Source organism: Erythrobacter aurantius (assembly GCF_023823125.1).
GTDB lineage: Bacteria > Pseudomonadota > Alphaproteobacteria > Sphingomonadales > Sphingomonadaceae > Erythrobacter > Erythrobacter aurantius.
The window spans coordinates 1,697,783-1,710,474 of record NZ_CP090949.1 but is presented as its reverse complement, the minus strand read 5'-3'; the positions used below and the strand labels follow the sequence as shown (position 1 = coordinate 1,710,474).

Sequence of the window (12,692 nt, the reverse complement as noted above, 5' to 3'; positions counted from 1 at the left end):
ACTCAGGAGGCAACTCATGGACATAACCCTGTTCTTCAGGGGCAGTGCGCTGTCCGCCCTTGCATTGGCATTGGCTTTCGTCGCACCGCCCGAACCCGTCGAGGCCGCAACCGCGGCAGAGGCAGGCAGCGCGTTTCAGCAGGACCGGCAGGATCGCCGTTCGGAACGTCGGGCCAACCGCAACAATCAGAACTCCAGCGCCCCGGCGCGCGGAAATCGCGGCTTCGAGCAGCGCGGCAACCGCACGGCGGAACCAGACGCCCGCCCGGTCAGGCAGGAACGCCGGTTCGAACAGCGTGCACAGCAGGTTGATCGCCGTAGCGAACGCCGTGCCAACCAGGTCGAAAACCGGGGTGATCGGCGCGCGAACCGCTTTGAGCAGCAGGGACGCGATCGCGCGGCACAGCAAGTGGACCGCCGCAGCGAGCGCCGCGCGGATACGATCGAACAGCGCGGGGATCGTCGGGCCAATCGGATCGAACGCCGGGGCGAACGCAACTTCGAACAGCGCGACCGCCGGATCGATCGGCGCGACACCCGCCGCTTTGACCAATCCGAACGGCGTGAAGAACGCCGGGTGGATCGGGCCGAACGTCGCGGTTTTCGCGATGGAGTGCGGACGGAGCGTCAGCGCGACCGGTTCGAGGATCGGCAGATCCGGCGCGACGGTTTTCGTGATGGCGTAAGGGCCGGACGGAACGATGCACGGCGCGACTATCGCGACAACAACCGTCGCTGGCGCGATGATCGCCGGGATTATCGCGGGGATCGCGGCTGGCGTGGCGATCGCGGCTGGCACCGCGACCGCGATTTCCGTCGCTGGGACCGGCGCGGCTGGCGTTCGGATCGCCGGTTCGGCTGGCACGATTATCGCCGGGCAAACCGCAACATCTTCCGCCTGGGCCGTTACTATGCCCCTTATCGCGCGCACCGTTACAACCGGCTGAGCATCGGGTTCTTCCTCGACAGCCTGTTCTTCCAGCCGCGATATTTCATCAACGATCCGTGGGCCTATCGACTGCCGCCGGTTTACGGGCCGTATCAATGGGTTCGCTATTACGATGACGTGATCCTGGTGGATATCTATACCGGCGAAGTGGTTGACGTGATCCACGACTTCTTCTGGTAACCGGGACAGCTTCCCTCTGGGAGCGCGACCCCCGCCGGAGCGATCCGGCGGGGGTTTTGTTTTGCGTCCGGCTTGCTAAGCACCATGCCATGTCCAAGACCGAAACCATTCCCGATCAGGATGCCCTGCGCCGCGTCGGCAAGACCGTGCGCGAACGGCTGGCCGCTGATCCCGGCGTCTACAAGATCGATACCGACATGGCCGAACTGTTCGCAGTCGGCGGTTTCCTGAGCGCCGCCGAATGCGAGCGGCTGTGCCTGATGGTCGATCACACCGCGCGGCCTTCATCGCTGCACGAGCTCGGCTATGAAAGCGGTTTCCGCACTTCCTATTCGGGCGATCTCGATCCGCATGACAGCTTCGTCAAAGGGATCAGTCGCAGGATCGACGACCTGCTCGGCCTGCCATCTGCCATCGGCGAGGCGATCCAGGGGCAACGATACCTTCCGGGCCAGCAGTTCAAGCCGCACAACGACTGGTTCTATACTTCCGAACGCTATTGGCAGGACGAACGCGAACGCGGCGGACAGCGCAGTTGGACCACGATGGCCTTCCTCAACGATGTCGAGGAAGGCGGCGAAACCCATTTCACCCACATAGGCATCAAGATCGAGCCGAAGCCCGGCGTGCTGCTGATCTGGAACAACGCCCTGCCCGACGGCACGCCGAACGAGGATACGATGCACGCCGGAACCCCGGTGATCAAAGGGTCCAAATACGTCATCACCAAGTGGTATCGCACGCGCACCTGGAAGTAGGAAAGCGCGTATTGGCATCGCGCACCCATGCGGGTGATCGCGCCAGTTACGCCCTTTCCAGCGCCTCGGCGATCAGCTTGCGGGTCGGCTCCACTCCATACAGAGCGATGAAGCTGCCCATGCGCGGCCCCTGCTCGCTGCCCAGCAGCGTCTCGTAAAGCGCCTTGAACCAGTCGCGCAGGGACTCGAACCCGTATTCCTCGCGCTTGCCGATTTCATAGACCATGGTCTGCAAATCCTCGGCACTGGTCGCCGGGTCTGCCGCCGCAAGCTGCGCGTCGAGTTCCTTGAGCGCCGCAACTTCGCCGCCCGCAGGCGCGCGCTTCGACAGCGTCGGAGCGACGAAATCGCGGTTGTATGCAATCGCCTTGTCAATCAGTTTCCCAAGATGATCGTCTGCAGCCTGCGGCAGGCTTCTAGTCTCGTCAGCCGCAGAAACAATATCAGCGAGCGGCGCGACAGTTTCACCCTGTACACCCTTTAGACGCCGTAAATAGGCGGCAACGCTTCCGTATGTCGCAGTAGCACCAAGGACTCCAACGAGGTTCAACAGCAGGCTGTAAGGCACCGACAGGCTGTCCCCCGCCCCCGGCGCTTCGGCGGTTTCCAGCGTCTCGTTCGCACGCAGCAGGTGCCACACCGGATTGCCCAGCTGCTTGTCGAGCGGCTGTGTCGGCAAAGCGGCACGGAACTGCCAGTAATCGTCAATCGCCTTGGGGATCACGCCCGCGTGCAACTGCTTCGCGCTCTTGGGATTGGCGAAGATGTAGTAGCCGATGCTTTCCTCGCTGCCATAGGTCAGCCATTCCTCGATGGTGAGGCCGTTGCCCTTGGACTTCGAAATCTTCTCGCCCTTGGCGTCGAGGAACAGCTCGTAGATCAGCCCCTCGGGCTTGTTGCCGCCGAGCACGCGCGCGATCTTGCCAGACTGCACGCCGCTGTCGGTCAAGTCCTTGCCGTACATCTCGTAATCGACGCCCAACGCGACCCAGCGCATCGCCCAGTCGACCTTCCACTGGCACTTGGACATGCCGCCCAGCGCCGATTGTTCGACGACGCTGCCGTCTTCATCGGTGAAGCGGATCAGGCCCGCATCGGCGTCCACCACCTCGATCGGCACCTGCAACACCCCGCCCGTGGTGGGCGAAACGGGCATGACCGGCGAATAGGTCTTGCGCCGCTCTTCACCCAGCGTCGGCAGCATGATATCCATGATCGCGTCGAAATTGCGCAGCACCCCGCGCAAGGCATCGTCGAACGCGCCGCTGTTGTAGCGATCGGACGAGCTGACGAATTCGTAGTCGAAGCCGAAACGGTCGAGGAAGTCGCGCAGCATCGCGTTGTTGTGCGCGGCAAAGCTTTCGTGATCGGTGTCGAACGGATTGGGGATGCGCGACAGCGGCTTGCCGAGATTGGCCGCGAGCATTTCCTTGTTCGGTACATTGTCGGGCACCTTGCGCAGCCCGTCCATGTCATCGCTGAAGGCGACCAGACGCGTTTTCTGCCCCGTAAGCGCCTCATAGGCGCGGCGAACCAGAGTGGTGCGCAACACTTCCTGAAAGGTACCGATATGCGGCAGGCCTGATGGGCCATAGCCGGTTTCGAACAGCACAGGCGCGCCGTCGGGCTTTCCGTCACGAAGGCGTTTGGCAAGCCGCTGCGCCTCCTGGAACGGCCAGGCCTTGGACGAACGTGCGGCTTCGATCAGTGCTGTATCAGTCATAGCGCTCGCGCATTTGCAGAAGGGGGGGCGGCATACAAGCGCGAATCGCGTCGAAGGGTTCCTGATCGGGCTGCGGGGTGTGACACCGAACCCGCCCTTTTAAAAAAACCGCCGGATCTCCAAAAAGCCCGGACAGCCGGGTGATTGAGGGCTGTTGCGAGCCATCCGACTGTGACTTTTCGCATAAGCATTGGTGTGCGGGTTCGCGGTCGCATGATCATCACCTGATCCTGCCGTTCGCGCTGCAAGTAGGAAAGCCCTGTCCCCCGCATGGCACAGATCACCGCAAACCCTTGTACAAAGGCGACAAATCGCGCATGATGTTAATGAGATTAGATAACATCGCGTGATACCCAGACCGGAAGTCGCGCAATCCCAGCCTAGCCCGAGGGTTCACCACCCTTAAGGTCGCACGGGAGGGGCGGTTCGGCCAGCAGCCTCGGGCAACAGGCCGGATCGTCCCTCTTCGCCTTGCCGCTCAGGATTGGGATAGCGCGTGCCCGCCGCGTTTACTTCCGCCCGCATGCCGCGCATCATCTGACCGTCGTGTCCGATCCCCTCACCCCCTCGCCTTCACCGCTTCCGCTGCCCGCGCTCCACGCCAGCCATGCGGGCAACTGGCTGCGTCCGGCAAACGCGGTGACCGGCGCGGTTTCAAAGGGCGAAGCGATCATGGCTGCCGCCGATACGCCGGTGCTGCTGATCAACGCTCCGCTGGTGGCAAACCGGCTGGGCTATCCCGATCTTTCAGGCCTCGACCTGCTCGAACTGTTCGCCTTCGTCCATCCGGCGCGGTTCTGTGTCCCCACGCCAAGGGGTCTTGCCGAAGCGCTGGAGATTGCAGAGCCTGAAGGCGACGAGCACGTTCCAGCCTTCCTGCAAGCGGCTGCAGGCGCGCTGGTGGCGGCTTGCGAAAACCCCGAATGGTTCGAACGCGCGGGCGCATGGTCGGCGCTGCAATCGCTTGAACGGCTGCGCTGGCCGTGGGCGCAGGTGCTGAAGCCGCATATCGCACGCCCCGAAAAGGCCGAGAAATGGCTGTTTTCCGCCCTGCCCGAATGGGAGGAAGCAGGCGAACGCGCCCCGCCCCGACAGGTGGAGCTGCCGTCCGAACAAGTGCTGGCGCAGCTTGACGCACTGACAGGCGAAGGCTCCGAACGGCGCGACGGGCAGCGCGCCTATGCGCAGGATGTCGCCCGCATCTTCGCCCCGCGCCAGCGCAACGAACAGCCGCATGTGGCGTTGGCGCAGGCGGGGACCGGGATCGGCAAGACTTTGGGCTATCTTGCCCCGGCCTCGGTCTGGACGGCGGCATCGGGCGGAACGGTGTGGGTTTCCACCTTCACCAAGAACCTGCAACGCCAGCTGCGCAGCGAAAGCCGCCGGGCTTGGCCGCTCAAACGCCCCGACGGCACCCCGCCCGTGGTGGTGCGCAAAGGGCGCGAGAATTACCTGTGCCTGCTCAATCTGGAGGATGCGCTGCAAGGCGGCTTTGCCGGGCGTCCGGCGATCCTTGCGCAATTGGTGGCGCGCTGGGCTTCGTTCACACGCGATGGCGACATGATCGGGGGCGATCTGCCCGGATGGCTCGGCACGCTGTTCCGCAAGCGCGGTATCGCGGCGCTGACCGATCAGCGCGGCGAATGCATCTATGCCGGGTGCCCGCATTACCGCAAATGCTTCATCGAACGCAGCCAGCGCGACAGCGCGCAGGCCGATCTGGTGATCGCCAATCACGCCCTGGTGATGGTCAACGCAGCAAGAGGCCGCGATCACGCTCAACGCCCCACCCGCATCATCTTTGACGAAGGGCACCACGTCTTCGAAGCCGCAGACAGCACCTTTGCCGCGACGCTGTCAGGGCAGGAGGCGATCGAGCTGCGGCGCTGGATCACCGGGCCTGAGCGCAAGAACCGGGGCCGCAGGCGCGGTCTGGCGGCGCGGCTGGCCGATGTCGCCAGCTATGACGAGGCAGGCGGCGAAGCGATCGAGGATGCCTGCGAGGCAGGGACGCTGCTACCCGGTGACGGCTGGCTGCAACGGCTGCACGAAGGCGAACCGCTGGGGCCGGTTGAGGCGCTGCTGTCGGCGGTGCGATCTGCGACCTATGCCCGCGATGAAAGCGGGCAAGAGGCGGGATACGGGATCGAGACCGAGGCCAGCGGGCTTCCCGGCGAGGTGATCGAGGCGGCGGGCGCAGCGGCAGAGGCGCTGGCGGCGATCCGCACCCCCTTGATGCGGCTGGGCGGACGGCTGGAGGCGATCATTGCCGACCCGCCCGACTGGCTCGACGGGCAAGGCCGCGCGCGGATCGAAGGCGCGCGGTTCTCGCTGCAATGGCGGGTCGATCTGCTCGCCGCGTGGGAGGCGCTGCTCGATCGGCTGGGCGGCCCGGCGGACCCGGAATTTGTCGACTGGCTGGCGGTTGACCGTTCGGACGCGCGTGAATTCGACGTGGCGATCAACCGACGCTGGCTCGACCCGATGAAACCCTTTGCCCGCGTGGTGCTGGAGCCCGCGCATGGGGTGATGCTGACCAGCGCGACGCTTACCGACCGGGTGGAAACGGGCGACCCGTGGGAAAGCGCGATTGCGCGTTCGGGTGCGGGGCATCTCGAAATCCAGCCGCTGCTTTCCAGCGCGCAAAGCCCGTTCGATTACGCCAGCCGGGCAGAGGTGCTGATCGTTACCGATGTGAAGAAGGGTGATCTGCCGGGGCTTGCGGGTGCCTATGCCCGGTTGATCGAGGCTTCGGGCGGCGGGGTGCTGGGCCTGTTCACCGCGATCCGGCGGCTGCGCGCCGTGCACGGGCGGATCGCCGACAGGCTCGCACGCGAAGGCCTGCCGCTTTACGCCCAGCACGTCGATCCGATCGACACCGGCACGCTGGTGGACATTTTCCGCGACGATCCGCGTGCCAGCCTGCTTGGCACCGATGCCCTGCGCGACGGGGTGGATGTGCCGGGACGGTCGCTGCGCTGCGTGGTGATGGAATCGGTGCCCTGGCCGCGCCCGGATATTCTCCATAAGGCACGCCGCGCCGCGAATGGCGGGAACGCACATGATGACAGGATCATCCGTGCGCGGCTGGCGCAGGCGTTCGGACGGCTGATCCGGGGCAAGGAAGATCACGGACATTTCGTGGTCCTTTCGCCCGCGTTCCCGTCGCGGCTCCTGTCCGCCTTTCCCGAAGGAACGGTGGTGCGCCGGGTGACGCTGGACGAGGCGCTGGTGCGGGTGAGAGACAGCTTGATCGGCGAGGATGCAAATCCTTCTGCGCAAGATGCTGGAAAGCTGGACGACGAGATCCCAGATAGCTGGGGATGATTGAACAGATCGATCAGATTGTACGGATGATCGCGGTAGGGGCCGGGCTGATGCTGGTCGCCCAGCTTGCCGCAGGCGCGATCCGCGCACCGCTGCGCGTAGCGGCGGTCGCGACCGCCATCACCCTGATCGCGCAAATGATCGCGGCCCCTGCCCCGGCGGCTCCGTCTGAGGCGGTGCCGGCACTGGCGAGCCTCGCGGCCCTCGCCGCACCGCTCGCGCTCTGGCTGCTGGCTCAGCAGTTGCTGGGACGCGCGGCTTCACGGCGCATCACCCTTGTTGTCGGGGCCGCGCTGGTCATGGCTTGGGTAGCGGACAGTTTCATTCCGGCTACGGGGCGGACCGGTTTCTTCATCGGCAATCTGATCGCGCTTGGGCTGGTCGCGGATATCGTCAGGATAACCATACCGGATATGGCCCGCGACGGTGCCAATCGTGCGGTGGCCCTGTGGCTGCCGGGCCTCGCGCTGGTGCAATCCGGCATCAGCGCGACTGCCGAAATCGCGACTTTCCCGTTCCGCATTCCGGCTGCACTGGAATTGCTGTGCAGCACCGCCACGCTCGCGCTGATCGTGTTTATTGGGCTTGCCCTATTCCGTCCGGCTTCGCAGTGGGAAGAAGCGGAAGATCGGGACACGCAGGAATAACCTGCCGCCCTGCCCTTGTCGCATTTGCAATGCGCCGCGCGCATGGCATAGGGCGATGCAGATGTTTCGCATGGTGGGGAAAGCAGAGTCGTGAAAATCCTTGGTCTGTTTCGCCATGCCAAGTCCGAATGGGACGACACGGCCAAGCGCGATTTCGACCGCGGTTTGAACGAGCGCGGTCGGCGCGGTGCAGTGACGATGGGCGACCATATCCGCGCCCACGGCATCGAATGGGACCGCCTGATCGCCAGCCCTGCCGTCCGGGTCACGGAAACGCTGCAACTCGGCATTCCCGAGATTCCCGCGATCCTCGACGAAAAGCTCTATCTCGCCAGTTCGGACACGATCATGGAAGTCGCTGTCGCGCACGCCGGCGAAGGCAGGGATGAAGCCGAAGCGATCCTGATGTCGGGCCACAACCCCGGCTTGCAGGAAACCATCCTCGAACTCGTATCCCCCTCCCACGAAAACGACCTGTTCCGCGAAGCCTGCGTCAAGTTTCCGACCGCCAGCTACGCCGTGCTCGAATGCAATGTCGAACGCTGGGCCGATTTGAGGCCGCGCTGCGCCAAGCTGGTGCATTTCGCACGCCCGCGCGACTTGGATCCGGAACTGGGGCCGGAATACTAAGCCGCTTTCGGCGGGTCGAGGACATAGCGCGGCCCCGCCCCCAGCGCCGCCATCCTGTCATCGGGATTGTAGAGCTTGCAATGCGTCAGGCTAAGGCAGCCGCAGCCGATGCAGCCGTCCAGCCGATCGCGCATCGACTGCATCTGCGCGATCTTGCGATCCAGCACCTGACGGATCGAAGCGCTGATGCCCTGCCAGTCGTGCGCGGTGGGGGTGCGGCCATGGGGAAGCTTGCCCAGCTCCGCCTCGATCTCAGCCAGCGACAGGCCCAATTGCTGCGCGATCAGGATGAAGCTTAACCGGCGGATGTCGGATCGTAGAAACCGCCGCTGATTGCCGCCGGTGCGTATCGGCTCGATCAGGCGCTTGTCTTCGTAGAAACGGATCGCCGACACCGAAAGCCCGGTGCGCCGCGCCATTTCGCCGATCGGGATGAGGTCCTTGGGAGAGAGGGGCCGAGACATGCAAACCGGGTAGTCCAGAAATAGCTTGATCTCAAGTTAAGTTGAGATTGCATGGTTGCTGCACGACTTGATTCGCGAGCGGAACGATCCGCCGCCCCACAGGAGTGCAAAGCAATGCCGACAGGAACCATCGAACACGCCAACATCACCGTCACCCGGCCCGAACGCAGCGCCGAACTGCTCAAACAATTGCTCGGCTGGGAAGTGCGTTGGCAGGGCCAATCGCAAATGGGCGGCGACACGATCCATGTCGGCGCACCGGGCAATGGAGCCGCCTACATCGCGCTCTACACCAATGCCGAAGTGCAGGCAGACAAAGATCGCCGCTATGCCAAGGGGCAGCCGCTCAACCACATCGGCCTGCTGGTGGATGACATCGCAGCGGCAGAACAGGTGGTGGTGGCCGCCGGGCTCGAACCTTTCGGCCACGACGATTACGAACCGGGCAAGCGGTTCTACTTCTTCGACTGGGACGGGATCGAATTCGAAATTGTCAGCTATTCCGGGGACGGCGCATGAACGAGCCGATCCTGACGCAGCCGATGTTTGCTCGCCGCGCGCAACGCAAGGGGTTGAAGCCTCAAGCACGGGGTGTATTAGGGCCGCATGACACCCCGCATTCTTACACCGCTTTCCGCGCTCTTGCTGTGTTCCTGCGCCGCATCCGCCACGCCTGTTTCAGCGCCTATCGCCCTTTGGGAACGCGCAGGTGAGATCAGCACGATAGTCCGCGCCGACGGCACCACCGATCCGCGTGTGCGCGGCGCCTGGCGTGCGCGCGGATATGGCTGGATCGTCGATATCGATGCCACCGGCGTCACCCGTTATCAGGCGGGCGACACCTGCTATGCCCCGCCCCGCGCCGGCGGGCCGCAATCGGCGATGGATTCGGTCAGCTATCGTTATTTCCGGGAGATCGAGCCGGGCAAGAGCGTGATCCTGCAACTCCTCGACGGGGACACCAATGTGGTGTTTGACCGCCTCGCCGCGCTGCCCGAAGATTGCACTGCCGAACCGGCTACGGATCCCGAAACCGTGGCGGCTGCCTTCCTCGATCATTTCGAACGGCATTACGCCTTTTTCGACCGCCGCCCGCCCGGCCATGCGGAGCGCGCCAGCCGTGTGACCGACGCGATCCGTGCGGACATGGACGATGCCGGGCTTTGGGCGGCCCTTGCCAGCTATATGCACGGCCTTTCCGACAGCCACACCAAGCTGATCGGGACGGTCGATGGCGCGCGCCAGCGCGTGCAGGACGGACAGGGAACCACCCTTCCCCGCATCCGCTCAGGCGAAGGGGGTGAACAGCAATGGCTCGTCAGCCTGATCGGCGAAGCAAAGACACAATTGGGAGAGTCGGCCCGCCACGAAGCGAACGACCGCATCCTGTGGGGCGTGATCGACGCACCCGGAGGGAAAAAGGTCGGTTACATCCAAGTATTCGTCATGGGTGGCTTCACCGACCGCGATGATTTCGGGAGCCCGGAATGGGCCACCGCCGAAATGGCCGAATTCGACCGGGTGATGGATGAAGCGCTGTCGGCCTTCGACGGTTTCGACGCGGTGATTGTCGATCTGTCCAACAATCGCGGCGGGTGGGACAGGGTGGCAAAGGCGCTGCCTTCACGCTTCACCGATACCGCCTTCACCGGCTTTACCACCGTCTCGCGCGGATCGGGCCTCGCCCCCTTCCCGCACCTGATCACGCCAGCCGCCGGTGCGCGCTTTACCGGGCCGGTCTGGCTGATGACGAGCGATGTGACCGTCAGCGGCGGTGAACTGGCGACGCTGGCCTTTCGCCAGATGCCCAACGTGACGCAGGTGGGGACAACAACGCGGGGGGCGTTTTCCACCCCACTGGCCAAGCCGCTGCCGAATGGCTGGCTGCTTGAATTGTCGAACGAAGTCTTTGCCGCGCCCGATGGAACCATGTTCGAGGAAACCGGCATCGCGCCGCAGCGCACGCTTGAAATCTATCCGGCGGACAATCCGGTGAGCGGCCACTGGAACGCGGTGATGGAGGTTGCGGCAATGGCCGCTGGACAGGCGGGTTAGAGCAAATCCCGCTGCACCGCCGCGCCCTTTACCCAGGGCTGATCGGTGAGGTCTATCCGGATTTCGCCCTCCCACGCGGTGCACAGCGCCTTGGCATCCTGCAGCGATCCCGACAGCCATCGCGCATAATGATCGGGCGTCAGCAGCACCGGCATCCGGCTGTGGACATCCTCTGCGGCCGAACCGACGCTGTCGGTCATCACCATCGAATAGCAGGTGCCGAATTCGTCGCTGTCGCGCCACACGCCTGCGACAGCGAACAGTTCGGCATCAGGCAGCGAAAGCCAGGTGCGGGTTTTTGCCCCCTTGGCCCCTTGCGCCTCGGCCCATGCGGAAATGGGGATCAGGCAGCGGCGCTGTTCAAAGGAATTGCGCCAGAAGAAGCTGTCGAGCTTGTCCGTACGGGCGTTGTTCACCGGCTTGGGCTTCAACGGCTGGCCGTTCTTGCCCTTCATCACCAGCGGAAAACCCCAGCTCATCTGCCGGACTTCGCCCGATGCAACGACAAGGCCGGGATAGCCGGGATAGACTTCCTCCCCGAAATTCGCCCCGCCCGCCGCGTCGACCGCGTCGAACCACTTGGCGACCTCGTCCTTGTTCTTCGTCATGCGGTAGAGGTTGCACATCGGATCAGGCGCCCGCGTTTCCGACCACGAAGCACGCCGCCGCCATCAAGGCGCCTGCCCAGCGGTTCGAACGGAACCGGGCGAGCGGGTTGTCGGGGTCTTCGGGATCGAGCGTGGTAACCTGCCACACCAGATGGATCGCCACCGGCAGCAGCGCCAGAATCGCAAACACATCCGGGCGGTAAAGCCAGATGCCCAGCCCCCACAGCGCGATTGTCGCGCCATAGAATGCCGCCACCCCGGCATGTACCCTGCCACCCATGCGCAGGGCAGAGGACTTGATCCCCACCAGCGCATCATCCTCCCGGTCTTGCAGGGCATAGATCGTATCGTATCCGATCACCCAGCAGATGCACCCGGCATAGATCGCGGCGAGCGCCTCCCAATTGTCAAACCGCAATTCGGACCATCCAACCAGCAGCCCCCAGTTGAACACCATGCCCAGCCAGGCCTGCGGCCACCATGTGATCCGCTTCATGAAAGGGTAGGCAGCCACCAAAGCCAGGCTGGCCAGCGCGATAACCTGCGCCTCCAGCCGCAATTGCAGCAGCACCACCAGCCCGATCAGGCACAGGAATACAAGCCAGCCCCGTGCCAGTTTCTTGCTCACCCGCCCGCTTGCAACGGGCCGTGCGGCGGTGCGGGCGACCTTGCGATCAAGATCGGCATCGACGATGTCGTTATAGACGCAGCCTGCCCCGCGCATCGCAATCGCGCCCAGCAGCAGCCAGCCGAGCAGCGCAAACTGCGCCCCCCCCCCCGCCAGCCACACTCCGAAAACACAGGGCCAGAACAGCAGCCACCAGCCGATCGGACGGTCAAACCGTGCAAGCTGCGCCAGATCGCGCGGCAATTGCGGCAGCCGCTCAATGATTGAACGATGTTCGGTGTCGGGGACGACTTGGTCTGTCATGCAAACTTCCGGTTCGCTTTGCGCTCGTCATTGCGTGCGGCTCGCCAGCCGAGCAGGCAGGCAATGAACATGGTCAGATTGCCGGCAAAATCGAGCATTCCGATCGAGGTCAGGACGGGCATTTCGTAATGGAAATACCAGTTAAAGACGAAGAACGGCAGCAAGACCACGGCAAACACCGCGAACGCGCGCGCAGTCCAGCGCACCACCAGCGCCATAATCCCGAACATCACAGCCTGCGCGCCGAAGCAGGCGATGGCAAAGCGCATGATGAAGCCCGTGTCGCGGTAAGGCTCGGTCAGGGCGAGCTCAATCACATTGGCAGGTGCAAACAGCGCCCAGCCGCCGAGGCCGAGGAACACGGCTGCGATCAGGAATTGGCAGATGCGCGCGGTCATGGCTTGCTCCCTACCCTTGCGC

The 12,692-nt window shown here is 64.1% G+C and carries 12 protein-coding genes; 7 read left to right on the top strand and 5 right to left on the bottom strand.

Annotated features, from left to right (window positions below; translation table 11 throughout):
* Positions 1-16 precede the first annotated feature (16 nt).
* Positions 17-1,129, top strand: coding sequence for an RcnB family protein (locus L1K66_RS08125; protein WP_252260439.1), 1,113 nt, complete (start codon positions 17-19; stop codon positions 1,127-1,129).
* An 89-nt stretch (positions 1,130-1,218) separates the two neighbouring features.
* The gene (locus tag L1K66_RS08120; RefSeq protein WP_252260438.1) at positions 1,219-1,887 is read left to right on the top strand and encodes a prolyl hydroxylase family protein; all 669 of its coding nucleotides are present in this window, start codon (positions 1,219-1,221) and stop codon (positions 1,885-1,887) included.
* Positions 1,888-1,933: 46 nt separating this feature from the next.
* Here L1K66_RS08120 and L1K66_RS08115 read toward each other — a convergent pair whose 3' ends face one another.
* Entirely contained in the window at positions 1,934-3,610 is a 1,677-nt protein-coding gene (locus L1K66_RS08115; RefSeq protein WP_252260437.1) for a lysine--tRNA ligase, read from the bottom strand.
* A gap of 672 nt (positions 3,611-4,282) precedes the next feature.
* Here L1K66_RS08115 and L1K66_RS08110 point away from each other — a divergent pair.
* From L1K66_RS08110 to L1K66_RS08100, 3 genes are all read left to right on the top strand, one after another.
* Positions 4,283-6,937, top strand: a complete 2,655-nt coding sequence (locus L1K66_RS08110) for an ATP-dependent DNA helicase (RefSeq protein ID WP_252260465.1) — start codon at positions 4,283-4,285, stop codon at positions 6,935-6,937.
* Complete coding sequence (locus tag L1K66_RS08105; RefSeq protein WP_252260436.1) at positions 6,934-7,584, top strand: hypothetical protein; 651 nt, start codon at positions 6,934-6,936, stop codon at positions 7,582-7,584. Before L1K66_RS08110 ends, L1K66_RS08105 begins: the two co-directional genes overlap by 4 nt.
* 90 nt (positions 7,585-7,674) lie before the next feature.
* A complete protein-coding gene (locus L1K66_RS08100; protein ID WP_252260435.1) occupies positions 7,675-8,214 on the top strand; it encodes a SixA phosphatase family protein in 540 nt (179 codons plus the stop codon).
* Here the strand turns inward: L1K66_RS08100 and soxR are convergent.
* The gene (gene soxR / locus L1K66_RS08095; RefSeq protein WP_252260434.1) at positions 8,211-8,678 is read right to left on the bottom strand and encodes a redox-sensitive transcriptional activator SoxR; all 468 of its coding nucleotides are present in this window, start codon (positions 8,676-8,678) and stop codon (positions 8,211-8,213) included. The two genes, L1K66_RS08100 and soxR, sit on opposite strands and share 4 nt — an antisense overlap.
* A 114-nt stretch (positions 8,679-8,792) precedes the next feature.
* On the opposite strand from soxR, the gene L1K66_RS08090 reads away from it, so the two are divergent.
* Together L1K66_RS08090 and L1K66_RS08085 are read left to right on the top strand one after the other, a co-directional pair.
* Entirely contained in the window at positions 8,793-9,197 is a 405-nt protein-coding gene (locus L1K66_RS08090) for a VOC family protein (protein ID WP_034952841.1), read from the top strand.
* Between the two features lie 87 nt (positions 9,198-9,284).
* On the top strand, positions 9,285-10,733 hold the full coding sequence (locus L1K66_RS08085; protein WP_252260433.1) for a S41 family peptidase: 1,449 nt from the start codon (positions 9,285-9,287) through the stop codon (positions 10,731-10,733).
* Here L1K66_RS08085 and L1K66_RS08080 read toward each other — a convergent pair.
* The 3 genes from L1K66_RS08080 to L1K66_RS08070 are packed head-to-tail and all read right to left on the bottom strand — an operon-like array spanning position 10,730 to position 12,670.
* Positions 10,730-11,359 carry an SOS response-associated peptidase gene (locus L1K66_RS08080; RefSeq protein ID WP_252260432.1) on the bottom strand — a complete coding sequence of 210 codons (630 nt, stop codon included), beginning with the start codon at positions 11,357-11,359 and terminating at the stop codon, positions 10,730-10,732. The two genes, L1K66_RS08085 and L1K66_RS08080, sit on opposite strands and share 4 nt — an antisense overlap.
* Positions 11,360-11,363: 4 nt before the next feature.
* On the bottom strand, positions 11,364-12,272 hold the full coding sequence (gene ubiA / locus L1K66_RS08075) for a 4-hydroxybenzoate octaprenyltransferase (RefSeq protein ID WP_252260431.1): 909 nt from the start codon (positions 12,270-12,272) through the stop codon (positions 11,364-11,366).
* Positions 12,269-12,670, bottom strand: a complete 402-nt coding sequence (locus L1K66_RS08070) for a hypothetical protein (protein WP_252260430.1) — start codon at positions 12,668-12,670, stop codon at positions 12,269-12,271. The genes ubiA and L1K66_RS08070 overlap by 4 nt, the downstream gene beginning before the upstream one ends.
* Between the last annotated feature and the right edge of the window lie 22 nt (positions 12,671-12,692).

Excerpts from the sequence above, each read along its gene's own strand:
- L1K66_RS08125 (WP_252260439.1), top strand. The coding sequence starts at position 17 with ATGGACATAACCCTGTTCTTCAGGGGCAGTGCGCTGTCCGCCCTTGCA.
- L1K66_RS08120 (WP_252260438.1), top strand. The coding sequence starts at position 1,219 with ATGTCCAAGACCGAAACCATTCCCGATCAGGATGCCCTGCGCCGCGTC.
- L1K66_RS08115 (WP_252260437.1), bottom strand. The coding sequence starts at position 3,610 with ATGACTGATACAGCACTGATCGAAGCCGCACGTTCGTCCAAGGCCTGG.
- L1K66_RS08110 (WP_252260465.1), top strand. The coding sequence starts at position 4,283 with ATGGCTGCCGCCGATACGCCGGTGCTGCTGATCAACGCTCCGCTGGTG.
- L1K66_RS08105 (WP_252260436.1), top strand. The coding sequence starts at position 6,934 with ATGATTGAACAGATCGATCAGATTGTACGGATGATCGCGGTAGGGGCC.
- soxR (WP_252260434.1), bottom strand. The coding sequence starts at position 8,678 with ATGTCTCGGCCCCTCTCTCCCAAGGACCTCATCCCGATCGGCGAAATG.
- L1K66_RS08090 (WP_034952841.1), top strand. The coding sequence starts at position 8,793 with ATGCCGACAGGAACCATCGAACACGCCAACATCACCGTCACCCGGCCC.
- L1K66_RS08085 (WP_252260433.1), top strand. The coding sequence starts at position 9,285 with ATGACACCCCGCATTCTTACACCGCTTTCCGCGCTCTTGCTGTGTTCC.
- L1K66_RS08080 (WP_252260432.1), bottom strand. The coding sequence starts at position 11,359 with ATGTGCAACCTCTACCGCATGACGAAGAACAAGGACGAGGTCGCCAAG.
- ubiA (WP_252260431.1), bottom strand. The coding sequence starts at position 12,272 with ATGACAGACCAAGTCGTCCCCGACACCGAACATCGTTCAATCATTGAG.
- L1K66_RS08070 (WP_252260430.1), bottom strand. The coding sequence starts at position 12,670 with ATGACCGCGCGCATCTGCCAATTCCTGATCGCAGCCGTGTTCCTCGGC.